Genomic DNA, 13,231 nt, shown 5'->3' on the forward strand with positions numbered 1-13,231 from the left:
CGGGCCGCCCCCTCGGGGCGGCCCGTTCGTTTTCGTGCGACATCCGTTTTCTGCGACACCAGGGCGCACCCGTATGGTTCTAACGCTAGCGTCGACTGAGGTATTCTGGAACTCGGCGTTGCGCTGCGGGTCAACCCGAGCGAGCACCGCGACCCGTTCATGAGCGTCGTCCATCGACTGCTTCCATTTGCCAGAGGGATCCCTGCGTTGACTAGTCGCCCTCTCACACGCCTGCTCTGCTGCCTGCTGCTGTGGTTGCCGCTGGCCGCCCAGGCCCAATGGTTCTCCTCCTCTTCCGGTGGTCAGAGCGACTTCCTGCCGGTCATGGAGGCCTTCCAGCCCAGCGCCTGGCATGACGGTGAAACCCTCTACATCGGCTTCGAGAACGCCGAGGGCTACTACCTCTATCGACACCGGCTCGGCGTCGAGAGCCGCGATGAGGTACTCATGGTCGGCGAACCGCGTATCCCGGAGGGTGAGTTCAAGAGCGACGAATTCCTCGGCGACGTCTATGTCTTCTACGACCGCGTGGTCTTCGAGGCACCGCTGCAAGGCGAAGCGCAGGGCCCATTGAACGTCACGGTCAGTTTCCAGGGCTGTGCCGATGCCGGGCTCTGCTATCCACCCGAGCGCGTCGAACTCCAGGCTCCCGCCAGTGCCATGCCGGCGGCCTTCGCCGGCTGGCGTGATGGCAGCGGCTCGGGTGAAGCCACGCCCGCCACGGCGCCGCCTGCCCTGGAGAGCAAGGATGGCCGCTTCAGCAACCTGATCAGCGAGGCCAGCCTGCCGCTGGCCCTGGGCCTGTTCTTCCTTGCCGGGCTGGGTCTGACCTTCACGCCCTGCGTGCTGCCGATGGTGCCGATCCTCTCCTCGATCATCGTCGGCCAGAGGCCTACCCGGCCGCGAGCCTTCGTGCTCTCCGCCAGCTACGTTGGCGGCATGTCGCTCACCTACGCCCTGGTCGGGGTGCTGATGGGCCTGTTCGGCGCCGGGCTCAACTTGCAGGCACACTTGCAGTCCGCCCCCGTGCTGATCGTCTTTGCCCTGCTCTTCGTCGTCTTCGCCCTGGCCATGTTCGGTGCCTTCGACCTGCGTCTGACACCGCGCCTGGCAGGCCGCGTCGATGCCTGGCAGGCACGTGCCCAGCGCAGCGGCCCCCTGGGCCTCGCCGGCGCCGGCGCGCTGTCGGTCCTGGTAGTCTCACCCTGTGTATCGGCGCCGCTGGCCGGCGCTCTGGTCTTCACTTCCACTACCGGCGATGCGCTGATGGGCGGTGCCGCCCTGCTGGCCCTGGGGCTGGGCATGGGCGTGCCGCTGCTGCTGGTCGGCACCCTCGGCGCTACCGCCCTGCCGCGCAGCGGCGCCTGGATGAACGGCGTCAAGGTTGCCTTCGGCGTCCTGCTGCTCGGCGTGGCGGTATGGCTGGTCGAGCGGCTGCTTCCCGCCTCCATCAGCCTGCTGCTGTGGGCGGCACTGGCCATCGGCAGCGCCCTGGCGCTAGGCGCGCTTTCGCTCAACCTCGCCCAGGGCTGGCCCCGTGTGCGCCAGGCCGCGGGATTGATGCTACTGGCCTGGGGCATCGCCCTGGTATTCGGCGCCGCCATGGGCGGCAGCGATCCATTGCGCCCCTTGGCAGGACTTACCACCCCAGGGCCCAGCATCGAGAGCACCGAGGTGACCACGGTGGAGGACCTCGAAGCACTGCGCAGCACGTTGCGAGACCGCTCGGCACAGGACCAACCGGTTTTCGTGCACTTCACCGCCGACTGGTGCATTACCTGCAAGCAACTGGAGCGCCAGGTCTACCCCGCCCCCCAAGTCGCCGAGCCGCTCTCGCAGTTCGCCCGCATCGATGTCGACGTGAGCCGCACCGACGACACCACCCGCGCACTGCTCGATCACTTCGGCCTGTTCGGCCCACCGAGCCTGCTATTCTTCAGCGGGGAAGAGGAAATCCGCGCAGCCCGCATCCAGGGGGAAGTCGGGGCCGACGAGCTCGCCAGCCACCTCAAAGGGGTACTCGACTGGTACGAGCAGCAGCGCGGCTAACGACCTCACCGAGCGCAAGCGACAACCAGGGCGAACAGCGTTCCCGATCGGCTGGACATCCCCGACGATTTTAGGCACACTCCGCCAACAACGCTTATCAAGGCCGATAGAGCCGGCAATATTCGCCATCTTGCCGCGATCTATCGAAAGTTGGCTTGGGTTAACAGCACCCGGCCAGGCCATCTACTCACCGGTCGAGACTCAACATGGATATCCGTAAGGTCAAGAAACTGATCGAGCTGCTGGAAGAGTCCAACATCAGCGAAATCGAGATTCAGGAAGGCGAAGAATCGGTGCGTATCAGCCGTCATCCCAATGGCGTCAGCTGGCCCCAGTCCCCGATGCCGCAGTATGCCGCACCGCAGGCGGCGCCCAACCAAGCGGCACCCGCCCCAGCCGCCGGACCCGCCACCGAGGAGACTCCGGCGGCCAGCTACCAGGGCCACGCCCTGACCTCACCGATGGTCGGTACCTTCTACCGCAGCCCGGCGCCAGGCTCGAAGGCATTCGTGGAAGTGGGTCAGAGCGTCAAGAAGGGCGAAACCGTGTGCATCGTCGAAGCCATGAAGATGATGAACCAGATCGAGGCCGACCGTGACGGCGTGATCGAGGCGATCCTGGTCGAGGACGGCGAGCCGGTCGAGTTCGACCAGCCGATGCTCATCATTTCCTGATCTTTCACCGACACTGGCGGACTCCCTATGCTGGACAAGGTTCTCATCGCCAACCGCGGCGAGATCGCCCTGCGAATCCTGCGCGCCTGCAAGGAACTGGGCATCAAGACCGTCGCGGTTCACTCCAAGGCCGACCGTGAGCTGATGCACGTGCGCCTGGCCGACGAGGCCGTATGCATCGGCCCGGCCCCCTCGGCGCAGTCCTACCTCAACATTCCGGCGCTGATCAGCGCCGCCGAGGTCACCGATTCCAGCGCCATCCATCCCGGTTACGGCTTCCTCTCCGAGAATGCCAACTTTGCCGAACAGGTGGAGCGCTCCGGCTTCGTGTTCATCGGTCCACGCGCCGAGACCATTCGCCTGATGGGAGACAAGGTCAGCGCCATCGAGGCCATGAAGAAGGCCGGCGTACCCACGGTACCCGGCTCGGACGGCCCGTTGGGTGACGACGAAGGCGACAACCTCGCCATCGCCCGGCGTATCGGCTATCCGGTGATCATCAAGGCCGCTGCCGGCGGCGGCGGACGCGGCATGCGCGTGGTGCACACCGAAGGTCATCTGCTGTCGGCAATCAACGTGACCCGCACCGAGGCGCACTCCTCCTTTGGTGACGGCACGGTGTACATGGAGAAATTCCTCGAGCGACCGCGTCACGTCGAGGTTCAGGTGCTGGCCGACGGCCAGGGCAATGCCATTCACCTCTATGACCGCGATTGTTCGCTGCAGCGACGTCATCAAAAGGTGCTGGAAGAGGCCCCAGCTCCCGGCATCGATCCCGATGCCCGAGCCAAGGTGCTGGAGGCGTGTCGCGAGGCGTGCATCGAGATCGACTATCGTGGCGCCGGCACCTTCGAGTTCCTCTACGAGGACGGCCAGTTCTTCTTCATCGAGATGAACACGCGCGTCCAGGTGGAGCATCCCGTCACCGAAATGGTCACCGGCGTGGACATCGTGCGCGAGCAGCTGCGTATCGCCTCGGGCCTGCCGCTGTCGATCCGCCAGGAAGACGTCAAGCTCCACGGCCACGCCTTCGAGTGTCGTATCAATGCCGAGGATCCGCGCACTTTCATGCCCTCTCCCGGCAAGGTCACGCTCTACCACCCGCCGGGCGGACTCGGCGTGCGCATGGATTCACATGTCTATACCGGCTATACCGTCCCCCCCCACTACGACTCGCTGATCGGCAAGCTGATCACCTGGGGGGACAGCCGCGAGATCGCGCTGACGCGCATGCGCAACGGCCTCGACGAACTGCTGGTGGAAGGCATCAAGACCAACACCGACCTGCACAAGGATCTGGTCCGCGACGGTCACTTCCAGCAGGGTGGCGTCAATATCCACTATCTGGAGAAGAAGCTCGCCTCCTAGGATTCACTCCTGGGACGAACATCGCTCCCGCAGGGTGGCCACGGCCACCCTGCTTGCGTTACGCACGGAGACCACCATGCCCTGGCTGCAACTCAAGGCCCGCATCGCCCCCGAGCAGGCCGAACGGCTCGAGGAACTGCTGCTGGCCGAAGGCGCCACCGCCATTACGCTACAAGACGCTCATGACGACCCGGTGTTCGAACCCGAGCGCGGTACCACGCCATTGTGGAACGAAACGGTGCTGACCGGCCTGTACGATGACCTCGAGGGGCTCGACGCCATGCTGGAGCGCCTCGCCGCAGCCTGGGCCGAGACTATGCCCGAGGAGCCCTGCCCGATCATCGAGTATGAGCTGCTCGCCGATCGCGACTGGGAACGCGAATGGATGGAGGACTTCAAACCTCTTCGCATGGGCCAGCGACTGTGGATCGTGCCCAGTTGGCACGAGCCGCCCGATCTTGACGCCGTCAACCTGCACCTGGACCCTGGACTTGCCTTCGGTACCGGCACTCATCCCACCACGGCACTGTGTCTCGAATGGCTCGACGCCCTGGCGCTGGAAGGCGGCCTCGACAGCCTCGAGGTGCTCGATGTCGGCTGCGGCTCGGGAATACTTGCCATCGCCGCGCTCAAGTTGGGCGCGGCAGCGGCCACCGGCACCGACATTGATCCCCAGGCGCTGCAGGCCAGCCGTGACAATGCCATACGCAACGATGTTGCGGAGCATGAACTGACGCTTTGTTATCCCGAGCAGCTCGACTCAGAGCGCCACTTTCCTCTGGTGATCGCCAATATCCTGGCCGGCCCGCTGGTAGAGCTGGCGCCGATAATCGCCGGCCACGTGGCACCAGGAGGACGACTGGCGCTATCGGGCATTCTCGAGGGCCAGGCACAGGAGGTACTCGACGCTTATCGTGCCCAGGGCCTGATCATGGACGAGCCGCAGCGTCGCGAAGGCTGGGTTCGACTCAGCGGTGGCCGGGCACCCTGAATCTCGGTACCTTGTTCTGCCTTCACCCCGCCCCTTCGGGGGCGTATGATATGCAGCCCCGAACTCACTGATCCGACCATGTCCGAGAGCCGCCCGCTACCACAGATCGGCCGACACCGCCTGCCCAACCGAGTCATCCTGGCTCCCATGGCCGGCGTGACCGACCGCCCGTTCCGCCAGCTCTGCCGTCGCCTGGGGGCAGGACTGGTGGTGGGCGAGATGGTCACCTCCGACCCGGCACTTTGGCATACCCGCAAGTCACGCCAGCGCATGGATCATCGCGGCGAGCCGGGACCCCGCGCGGTGCAGATCGCCGGTGGGGATGCCGCCATGCTGGCCGAGGCCGCACGCCTCAATGCCGACCAGGGCGCTGAGATCATCGACATCAACATGGGCTGCCCGGCCAAGAAGGTGTGTAACAAGGCCGCCGGTTCGGCGCTGCTGCGTGACGAGACTCTGGTCGCCGAGATTCTCGAAGCCGTGGTGGCCGCCGTCGACATCCCGGTGACGCTCAAGATCCGCACCGGCTGGTGTGCCGAGAGCAACAACGGCGTACGCGTGGCGCGCCTGGCGGAAGCCGCCGGCATCCAGGCCCTGGCGGTACATGGCCGTCACCGTCAACAGCGCTATCAGGGCAAGGCCGAATACGACACCATTGCCGCCATCAAGCAGGCCGTGAACATTCCGATCTTTGCCAATGGCGATATCGACTCTCCACGCAAGGCAGCCCAGGTTCTGGACTATACTGGTGCGGATGCGGTGATGGTCGGTCGTGGCGCCCAGGGCAATCCCTGGATTTTTCGCGAGATCGACCACTACCTACGCCATGGATACAGCTGTCCACCCCCCGCCCCGGGAGAGAGAGCCAGCGTGCTGCGGGGACATCTCCATGCCCTGCATGACTTCTATGGCAATTACATGGGGGTGCGAATCGCCCGCAAGCACCTTGGTTGGTATCTCGCTGCCGACGGACGTTTCGACGCCGTTCGACTGCGCGAACTGCGGGCGGCCTTCAATGCGCTGGAGCAGCCTGACGAACAGTATGACTTCATCGACGTCCTCTTTCGCCTGGAGAGTGAAACTCCGCTCGGCCAGGCAACGAATGGAATCAGTGCCGCATGAACCATGAAGCCTTCAATCGCAATGTTGATTTGCCCGGCCTCGAAGCCGGCTCGTGCGCTGGCCTGCCGGAACTCGACGCTGCAGCCCTGTCGTCGGCCTCGCTGGCAGAGCAACCCCTGCGTGAGGCCGTGGATGCCGCCATGCGACGCTATTTCGATCATCTCGATGGCGGCACCGTCACCGACCTCTACGCCATGGTCATGGCCGAAGTCGAGGCGCCGCTGCTGGCCAGCGTGCTCGAATACACCCAAGGCAACCAGACTCGCGCCGCCGAGATGCTGGGCCTCAACCGCGGCACGCTGCGCAAGAAGCTCAAGCAGCACGACCTGATCTGAACCCGCCGGGCAGCGCCTGCTGGCCCGGCCCCTTATATCCACTATCGATAGAGAGTTGCCCCTCACCATGGCCCAAGCCTCCCCCACCCCGGTACGCCGCGCGCTGATCAGCGTCTCCGACAAGACCGGCATCGTCGACTTCGCCCGCGGCCTGGCCGGGCACGCTGTCGAACTGCTCTCCACCGGCGGCACCTTCCGCCTGCTGCAGGAGAACGGTATTGCCGTGACCGAGGTGTCCGAGCACACCGGCTTTCCCGAGATCATGGACGGTCGCGTCAAGACGCTGCACCCGAAGATCCACGGCGGGATCCTGGGCCGCCGAGGCCAGGACGATGCGGTGATGGCCGAGCACGATATAGCGCCCATCGACATGGTGGTGGTCAACCTCTATCCCTTCGCCCAGACAGTGGCCAAGCCTGACTGCACACTCGAAGATGCCATCGAAAACATCGACATCGGCGGCCCGACCATGGTGCGTGCCTGCGCCAAGAACCATGCCCATACCACCATCGTGGTGGACGCCGGCGACTATCCCCGCGTACTCGAGGAGATTGCCTCGCACGACGGCGCGGTAAGCGATGCCACGCGCTTCGATCTGGCGGTCAAGGCCTTCGAGCATACCGCCGGCTACGACGCCGCCATCGCCGACTACCTGGGCCAGCGGGTGCCGGGTGGCGAGGACGGCTTCCCGCGCACCTACAACGTGCAGTTCGTCAAGAAACAGGCCATGCGCTACGGCGAGAACCCGCACCAGAGCGCGGCGTTCTACGTCGAGGCCAACGCCAGCGAAGCCAGCGTCGCCACTGCCCGCCAGCTGCAGGGGAAAGAGCTGTCATTCAACAACGTGGCCGATACCGATGCCGCCTTCGAGTGCGTCAAGAGCTTCACCGACATCGCCTGCGTGATCGTCAAGCACGCCAACCCCTGCGGCGTCGCCGTCGGCGCAACCCCGCGCGAGGCCTACGACAAGGCATTCACCACCGATCCCACCAGCGCCTTCGGTGGCATCATCGCCTTCAACCGACCGCTGGACGCCGACACCGCCCGAGCCATCATCGACCGCCAGTTCGTCGAGGTGATCATCGCCCCTGGGGTTGATGAGGAGGCCGTCGCCATCGTCGCCGAGAAGCAGAACGTGCGCCTGCTCGACGTCGGCGACAGCTGGCCCGGCGAGCGCGAGCACGCCCACGACTTCAAGCGCGTCACCGGCGGACTGCTGGTGCAGGACCGCGACCTCGGCATGGTCGGCCGCGACGAGCTGACCGTGGTCAGCGAGCGCGTGCCCAGCGAGCAGGAGATGCGCGACCTGGCCTTCGCCTGGAAGGTGGCCAAGTACGTCAAGTCCAACGCCATCGTCTACGCCAAGGACGGTCAGACCATCGGCGTCGGCGCTGGCCAGATGAGCCGCGTCTACTCAGCCAAGATCGCCGGCATCAAGGCCGCCGACGAAGGCCTCTCGGTACCCGGCTCGGTGATGGCCTCGGATGCCTTCTTCCCCTTCCGCGACGGCATCGACGCCGCGGCAGCAGCAGGCATTACCGCAGTGATCCAGCCCGGCGGCTCCATGCGCGACCAGGAAGTGATCGACGCCGCCAACGAGGCGGGTATCGCCATGGTGTTCACCGGCATGCGCCACTTTAGGCACTAAAGACGCTGGATCTCGGTCATGCGTCGTTGAAAGTCGCCTCAACATGCTCATTTGCAAAAGCAAACTCCGCTGTTTCGCCGACTTTCGCCTAGCCTGACCATCGCCCAGCCGTCTTCTCAAGCAAATCAGTTACGAAAACCCCGTTGGCCAAGGCCGATGGGGTTTTCGTTCTTGCAGCTTATGACTTTCGGCTCCGGGCGAAGCCCGGTCAGCCCAGGTCGATGCAGAGGTACTTGGTCTCCAGGAACTCCTCGATGCCCTGGTGGCCGCCCTCGCGGCCGAGGCCCGAGGCCTTGACACCACCGAACGGCGCCGAGGTATTGGAGATCAGCCCCGTGTTGATGCCCACCATGCCGTACTCCAGCGCATCGGCGACGCGCCATACGCGGCCCAGGTCGCGGGAGTAGAAGTAGGAAGCAAGGCCGTACTGGGTGTCGTTGGCCATCTTCACGGCGTCTTCCTCATCCTCGAAGGGGAACACCGCCGCCAGCGGTCCGAAGGTCTCCTCCTGGGCCACCTTCATGTCGCCATTGGCGAAGCTGATCAGCGTCGGGGTGAAGAAGTTGCCGCCCAGCGGATGGGGATGACCACCCAGCAGCAGTTCGGCGCCCTTGTCGACGGCATCGTGCACATGCTCGCTGACCTTGGTCACCGCGTTACCGTCGATCAGCGGACCGATGTTGATGTTAGGTTTGGTGCCGTCGCCCACCTTCAACTCGCTGTTCATCGCTACCGCCAGCTTCTCGCAGAAGGCGTTGATCACGCTCGACTGCACCAGGAAGCGATTGGTGCAGATGCAGGTCTGGCCGGCATTGCGGAACTTGGCCGCCATGGCGCCCTCCACCGCGGCATCCAGATCGGCATCCTCGAACACGATGAACGGGGCGTTGCCGCCCAGCTCCAGGGAGATCTTCTGGATGTGCTGCGAGGCTCGCGACATCAACTCGCGGCCCACCTCGGTAGAGCCGGTGAAGGTAATCTTGCGTACCAGCGGCGACTCGGTCATGGCGGCGGCGATTTCAGAGGCGCGCCCCGGCACCACGTTGAACACACCGCGCGGCACGCCGGCGCGCTCGGCCAACAGCGCCAGCGCCGTGGCCGAGAACGGCGTCTGGCTCGCCGGCTTGATGACGATGGTGCAGCCCGCCGCCAGCGCCGCGCCAGCCTTGCGCGTGATCATGGCCGCGGGGAAATTCCACGGCGTAATGGCACCAACCACCCCGACCGGCTGCTTGGTGATCACGATACGCTGGTTGGGCTTGGCAGCGGGAATGGTCTCGCCATAGATGCGTCGTGCCTCTTCGGCGAACCAGCGGATGAAGCTTGCCGCATAGGCGATCTCGCCGGCCGCCTCCTTGAGCGGTTTGCCCTGCTCGTGGGTCATGATCATGGCCAGGTCGTTCTGATGCTCGAACATCAGGTCGTGCCATTTCATCAGGATGTCGGCACGCTCCTGGGCAGTGAGCGCTCGCCAGCCGACGAGCGCCGCATCGGCGGCGGCAATGGCGCGCTCGGTCTCGTCTCTTCCCAGCCGTGGCACGCTACCGAAGACCTCTCCGGTAGCCGGATTGGTTACTTCGATCTGCTCACCGCTGTCAGCTGCGACCCAACTACCGTCAATATAGGCGAAAGGGCAATAGAGCTGCGTTTCCTTGAGAGCTTCCATGTTGATTCTCCTGGCCTCAGCGGGGGCCTGTACCGAGTGGATGTATTCTTATCACGCTTGCCCTTGTCACTGAGCCTCAGTGCCGTGCTGTTCGGGCATGGCCTCGGGCATGCCGCCCGGCACTGGCGGCTGAAGCATAGCGTTTAGTATGGCAAGGATCAGGACCAGAGCGATGGCAATCCAGCACAACGCGCGGCCGATGTAGCGAGCCGGCTGGCGATGGATCTGCCGCAGCCCCATCACGGCACAGACGGCAGCGGCGAGATTCAGTGGCAGCAAAGCACCCTGGAACAGCAGGGCGAGAATGGCAATGACGATGGCCGTCATGGCCCAAGGGGCATGGCGTCGCCGCGGTGAATCCGATGAGGAGCTGTCGCGTTCCAACGAATCGTCTCTCTCTGTCGATTCTGCAATAACCCCTCATGCTAAGCGCAAAGGACCGTTGTCACCAACCCCAGGGAGAGCAAGCTCAGCGCTGGCGATGTGGCTCACGGCTGGCCGATAGGGTAATGGAGACCGAATCGGCAAAGCGAAGTGCGTGAGGCTTGTCGATCTCGACCTGCGCCATCAGGACCTGCTCGTGCGACATGATCAGGTCGAGGACCTCTCGCGTCATGCGCTCGAGTAGCAGGAAGTGCCCCTCCTCCACCATCTCGATCACCTGCTTGGTAATGGTGCGGTAGTTGAGCGCCTGTTCGATATGATTGAAGACTACCGCCTTGTCGGCACGGTAGCGGAACACCGCATTGATGATCACATCCTGGCGGTTATTGATCTCCTCGTCCTTGATGCCGATAAAGGTCCGCAGGCGCAGATTCTTGATGCGAATCGTGGCCAGGTCGTGATCGAGATGCTGGTCGTTCAGGGCGTGCAGCGGCATCGGATTGGCTCCAGGCAACAAACGCCCGCCGCGAAAGCGGGTACGTGGGCCATCTGGTCAGCGACCGCTGACCAGAGTGAGGAATTCCTGACGGGTCGGCTGGTTTTCGCGAAAGGCACCCAGCATGACCGAGGAGGTCATGCTGGAATTCTGCTTCTCCACGCCGCGCATCATCATGCAGAGATGTCGCGCTTCGATCACCACCGCCACGCCGCGTGCACCGGTGACACGCTGTACGGTCTCGGCAATCTCGCGCGTCAAGTTTTCCTGTATCTGCATGCGCCGAGCGTACATGTCGACGATACGGGCAAACTTGGAGAGACCCAACACCTTGCCACTGGGAAGATAGGCAATGTGGCACTTGCCGATGAAGGGCAGCAGATGATGCTCGCACATCGAGTAGAGTTCGATGTCCTTGACCAGCACCATCTCGTCCGTCTCGCTCTCGAAAACGGCGCCATTGATGATCTCCTCGAGAGTCTGGGAGTAGCCGCGCGTGAGAAACTGCATCGCCTTGGCGGCACGCTTCGGTGTATCGCGAAGCCCTTCACGATCGGGATCCTCTCCCAGTTCGATGATGATCTGGCGGTAGAAGTTGGCAAGCTCTTCGTTCATGGTCAGGCCCTGCGAGTCAGAAAACCGTTCGTCTCGTGATGGCCCGGCCATCGTCGATCAATACAATAACAGTACAAATTATACTTTCTGTACAATTTTTTCACGCCTCTGGACATTATTCTACCGTAACCGAAGGCACGCCGCAGGCGGTATGCCTGAAAACGACCCCCTGCGACATTCGTGCCGCTGCCTCGCCTTTGCGGCTATGGTAGAGTACTGGCCTTGAATCCTGCCGCTACGCGCAGCCTGGTCCCTCGAGAGCCCGATATGATCAAGATTCCAGACGCGATACTGTCAGCCAGTGGAGTTGCCCTCCTTTTTCTGCTGCCCCTGGCTGCCTCGGCCAATACCCTTTCCGTACCCGGCGACGCCGTTGTTGCATTCCAGGTCATCGACGATCTCGATCTGGCGGAGGAAGGCGGACGCCGTGACGATATCCTGCTTCGCCCCGTGAGCGGTCACGAGGGCGCTACTCACGAACTGCCCGATTACTGTGTCGTGGTAGGTGATGCCCGCCAGGACGGCGACCGACTACGCATTACCGCCAAGGCACTGACCTGTGTCGAGACCGAAGGCGGTGACAGCGACATTTACAATGGCGAAATGTCCGCTGCCGCCTACGAGGCCGACGGCAGCTATGGATTGGCCGTGTGCGAGACTGGCGGCTGTCAGCTACCGAGCGATCGCGTCTTTCATCTCAAGCTGGCCAGTCCTCTCGCGATCGAGGAGCAGGACAACCCCTCCGCTCAGATCAACGAGCAGCGCCGCCAGGCCGATGGCGCGGGCGTTGCCAACCCCATCCCCGCCGAGCGCACCGCGCCCGACAACGACTGAGCCCTTTCGCCGTGTGCACCCCGTCGGATGCGCACGGCGTCAGGCCAGCCAGGGAGATGAACGGGTCAGCGCCACACGCTGCTGCTCCAGCTGCCTGATGTGTGCATCCCAATAGGCAGCATCCGCAACCCAGGGGAACGCCTGGGGAAACGCCGGGTCCTCCCAGCGCGCCACCAGCCAGGCGCTGTGACGCATCAGGCGCAGCGTGCGCAGGGGCTCGATGAGCGCCAGTTCACGGCGATCGAATTCCCGGTGCTGTTCGTATCCCTCCAGCACTTCCGACAGCTGCATGTGCCACTCCGCTTCGTGCTCGGCGGTGAGGAACATCCACAAATCCTGCACCGCCGGTGCCATCAAGCAATCGTCGAAATCCACCAGAGCGAAGTTTTCGTCGCGGCCGAGGAGATTGCCGATGTGGCAGTCGCCCTGTACCCGGATCGTCTGTTCAGGCGCCCAGGCATGCGCCGCCAGCACCTCCTGCAATTCCACTGAGATGCGCTCGTAGGCCTGACGCTGGCGACGCTCCAGCCAGGGGGCGGTGAGCACACGCCTGCGCGCCTCGTGCACCATGCCATCCAGATCGAGCCTGCCCCGGTGCTGAAACTCGGCACGCTCACCCACGGCATGCACCGCACCGATCAATTCGCCCAGGGCAAACAGATGGGCGGGATTCTCCAGCTCCGGGGCCTGGCCAGGCAACTGGGGAAACAGCGCCAGACGAAAACCCTCCATCTGATGCAGACTGCGCCCCGAATCATCCCGCCAAGGTGCCGCCACGGCCACGCCCTCCGCGACCAGCTCGTCCAGGAAGTCGTGCTCTTCCTGAATCTGCTCGTCGCTCCAACGCCCCGGGCGATAGAACTTCGCCACCCAGCGCCGCCCCTCGTCGTCGTAGAGCAGGAACACACGGTTCTCGTAGCTGTTCAGGGCAAACGGTTCGCCCGGCAGCCAGAAGCCTAGCGACTCGATGGCCGCCACGACGCGCGCCGGCGACAGGGTAGCGAAGGGATGAGGCGTGCTGTGCATGTGATTCACCGACAGAATGGTGT

13 protein-coding genes are annotated in these 13,231 nt (G+C 64.0%); 8 read left to right on the forward strand and 5 right to left on the reverse strand.

Annotation, left to right across the window (positions count from 1 at the left end; genetic code table 11):
• The first annotated feature begins 159 nt into the window (after window positions 1-159).
• The 7 genes from dsbD to purH all read left to right on the forward strand — a co-directional run bounded on the left by dsbD (window position 160) and on the right by purH (window position 8,187).
• Entirely contained in the window at window positions 160-2,049 is a 1,890-nt protein-coding gene (gene dsbD / locus KPL81_RS10240; RefSeq protein WP_219791855.1) for a protein-disulfide reductase DsbD, read from the forward strand.
• A gap of 206 nt (window positions 2,050-2,255) precedes the next feature.
• Complete coding sequence (accB, locus tag KPL81_RS10245) at window positions 2,256-2,723, forward strand: acetyl-CoA carboxylase biotin carboxyl carrier protein (protein ID WP_209472908.1); 468 nt, start codon at window positions 2,256-2,258, stop codon at window positions 2,721-2,723.
• Between the two features lie 27 nt (window positions 2,724-2,750).
• Complete coding sequence (gene accC, locus KPL81_RS10250) at window positions 2,751-4,091, forward strand: acetyl-CoA carboxylase biotin carboxylase subunit (protein WP_219791857.1); 1,341 nt, start codon at window positions 2,751-2,753, stop codon at window positions 4,089-4,091.
• A 76-nt stretch (window positions 4,092-4,167) separates the two neighbouring features.
• Entirely contained in the window at window positions 4,168-5,082 is a 915-nt protein-coding gene (gene prmA, locus KPL81_RS10255) for a 50S ribosomal protein L11 methyltransferase (RefSeq protein ID WP_219791859.1), read from the forward strand.
• Between the two features lie 78 nt (window positions 5,083-5,160).
• Complete coding sequence (gene dusB, locus KPL81_RS10260; RefSeq protein WP_219791861.1) at window positions 5,161-6,204, forward strand: tRNA dihydrouridine synthase DusB; 1,044 nt, start codon at window positions 5,161-5,163, stop codon at window positions 6,202-6,204.
• Window positions 6,201-6,539 (forward strand): DNA-binding transcriptional regulator Fis, encoded by a 339-nt coding sequence (fis, locus tag KPL81_RS10265; RefSeq protein WP_219791862.1) that lies wholly within the window; start codon window positions 6,201-6,203, stop codon window positions 6,537-6,539. Before dusB ends, fis begins: the two co-directional genes overlap by 4 nt.
• A 67-nt stretch (window positions 6,540-6,606) precedes the next feature.
• Window positions 6,607-8,187 carry a bifunctional phosphoribosylaminoimidazolecarboxamide formyltransferase/IMP cyclohydrolase gene (purH, locus tag KPL81_RS10270; protein WP_219791864.1) on the forward strand — a complete coding sequence of 527 codons (1,581 nt, stop codon included), beginning with the start codon at window positions 6,607-6,609 and terminating at the stop codon, window positions 8,185-8,187.
• Between the two features lie 208 nt (window positions 8,188-8,395).
• Here the strand turns inward: purH and KPL81_RS10275 are convergent, their stop codons facing one another.
• The 4 genes from KPL81_RS10275 to folE form a co-directional block, all read right to left on the reverse strand.
• Window positions 8,396-9,853: an NAD-dependent succinate-semialdehyde dehydrogenase gene (locus KPL81_RS10275; RefSeq protein WP_219791866.1), complete on the reverse strand. Its 1,458-nt coding sequence runs from the start codon at window positions 9,851-9,853 to the stop codon at window positions 8,396-8,398.
• A 66-nt stretch (window positions 9,854-9,919) separates the two neighbouring features.
• Window positions 9,920-10,237, reverse strand: coding sequence for a hypothetical protein (locus KPL81_RS10280; RefSeq protein ID WP_219791868.1), 318 nt, complete (start codon window positions 10,235-10,237; stop codon window positions 9,920-9,922).
• 85 nt (window positions 10,238-10,322) lie between these two features.
• Window positions 10,323-10,733 carry a dihydroneopterin triphosphate 2'-epimerase gene (gene folX, locus KPL81_RS10285; protein ID WP_219791870.1) on the reverse strand — a complete coding sequence of 137 codons (411 nt, stop codon included), beginning with the start codon at window positions 10,731-10,733 and terminating at the stop codon, window positions 10,323-10,325.
• Window positions 10,734-10,790: 57 nt separating this feature from the next.
• Window positions 10,791-11,348 carry a GTP cyclohydrolase I FolE gene (gene folE / locus KPL81_RS10290; RefSeq protein ID WP_219791872.1) on the reverse strand — a complete coding sequence of 186 codons (558 nt, stop codon included), beginning with the start codon at window positions 11,346-11,348 and terminating at the stop codon, window positions 10,791-10,793.
• Between the two features lie 267 nt (window positions 11,349-11,615).
• On the opposite strand from folE, the gene KPL81_RS10295 reads away from it, so the two are divergent.
• Window positions 11,616-12,182 carry a hypothetical protein gene (locus tag KPL81_RS10295; protein ID WP_219791874.1) on the forward strand — a complete coding sequence of 189 codons (567 nt, stop codon included), beginning with the start codon at window positions 11,616-11,618 and terminating at the stop codon, window positions 12,180-12,182.
• A 39-nt stretch (window positions 12,183-12,221) separates the two neighbouring features.
• On the opposite strand, the gene KPL81_RS10300 is transcribed toward KPL81_RS10295, so the two are convergent.
• The gene (locus KPL81_RS10300; protein ID WP_219791876.1) at window positions 12,222-13,208 is read right to left on the reverse strand and encodes a serine/threonine protein kinase; all 987 of its coding nucleotides are present in this window, start codon (window positions 13,206-13,208) and stop codon (window positions 12,222-12,224) included.
• Window positions 13,209-13,231 lie beyond the last annotated feature (23 nt).

It is taken from the genome of Billgrantia antri, assembly GCF_019430905.1.
Taxonomy (GTDB): domain Bacteria; phylum Pseudomonadota; class Gammaproteobacteria; order Pseudomonadales; family Halomonadaceae; genus Halomonas; species Halomonas antri.

What these genes read in the sequence shown, in the direction of transcription:
- dsbD (WP_219791855.1), top strand. Translation starts at nt 160, where the DNA reads ATGAGCGTCGTCCATCGACTGCTTCCATTTGCCAGAGGGATCCCTGCG.
- accB (WP_209472908.1), top strand. Translation starts at nt 2,256, where the DNA reads ATGGATATCCGTAAGGTCAAGAAACTGATCGAGCTGCTGGAAGAGTCC.
- accC (WP_219791857.1), top strand. Translation starts at nt 2,751, where the DNA reads ATGCTGGACAAGGTTCTCATCGCCAACCGCGGCGAGATCGCCCTGCGA.
- prmA (WP_219791859.1), top strand. Translation starts at nt 4,168, where the DNA reads ATGCCCTGGCTGCAACTCAAGGCCCGCATCGCCCCCGAGCAGGCCGAA.
- dusB (WP_219791861.1), top strand. Translation starts at nt 5,161, where the DNA reads ATGTCCGAGAGCCGCCCGCTACCACAGATCGGCCGACACCGCCTGCCC.
- fis (WP_219791862.1), top strand. Translation starts at nt 6,201, where the DNA reads ATGAACCATGAAGCCTTCAATCGCAATGTTGATTTGCCCGGCCTCGAA.
- purH (WP_219791864.1), top strand. Translation starts at nt 6,607, where the DNA reads ATGGCCCAAGCCTCCCCCACCCCGGTACGCCGCGCGCTGATCAGCGTC.
- KPL81_RS10275 (WP_219791866.1), bottom strand. Translation starts at nt 9,853, where the DNA reads ATGGAAGCTCTCAAGGAAACGCAGCTCTATTGCCCTTTCGCCTATATT.
- folX (WP_219791870.1), bottom strand. Translation starts at nt 10,733, where the DNA reads ATGCCGCTGCACGCCCTGAACGACCAGCATCTCGATCACGACCTGGCC.
- folE (WP_219791872.1), bottom strand. Translation starts at nt 11,348, where the DNA reads ATGAACGAAGAGCTTGCCAACTTCTACCGCCAGATCATCATCGAACTG.
- KPL81_RS10295 (WP_219791874.1), top strand. Translation starts at nt 11,616, where the DNA reads ATGATCAAGATTCCAGACGCGATACTGTCAGCCAGTGGAGTTGCCCTC.
- KPL81_RS10300 (WP_219791876.1), bottom strand. Translation starts at nt 13,208, where the DNA reads ATGCACAGCACGCCTCATCCCTTCGCTACCCTGTCGCCGGCGCGCGTC.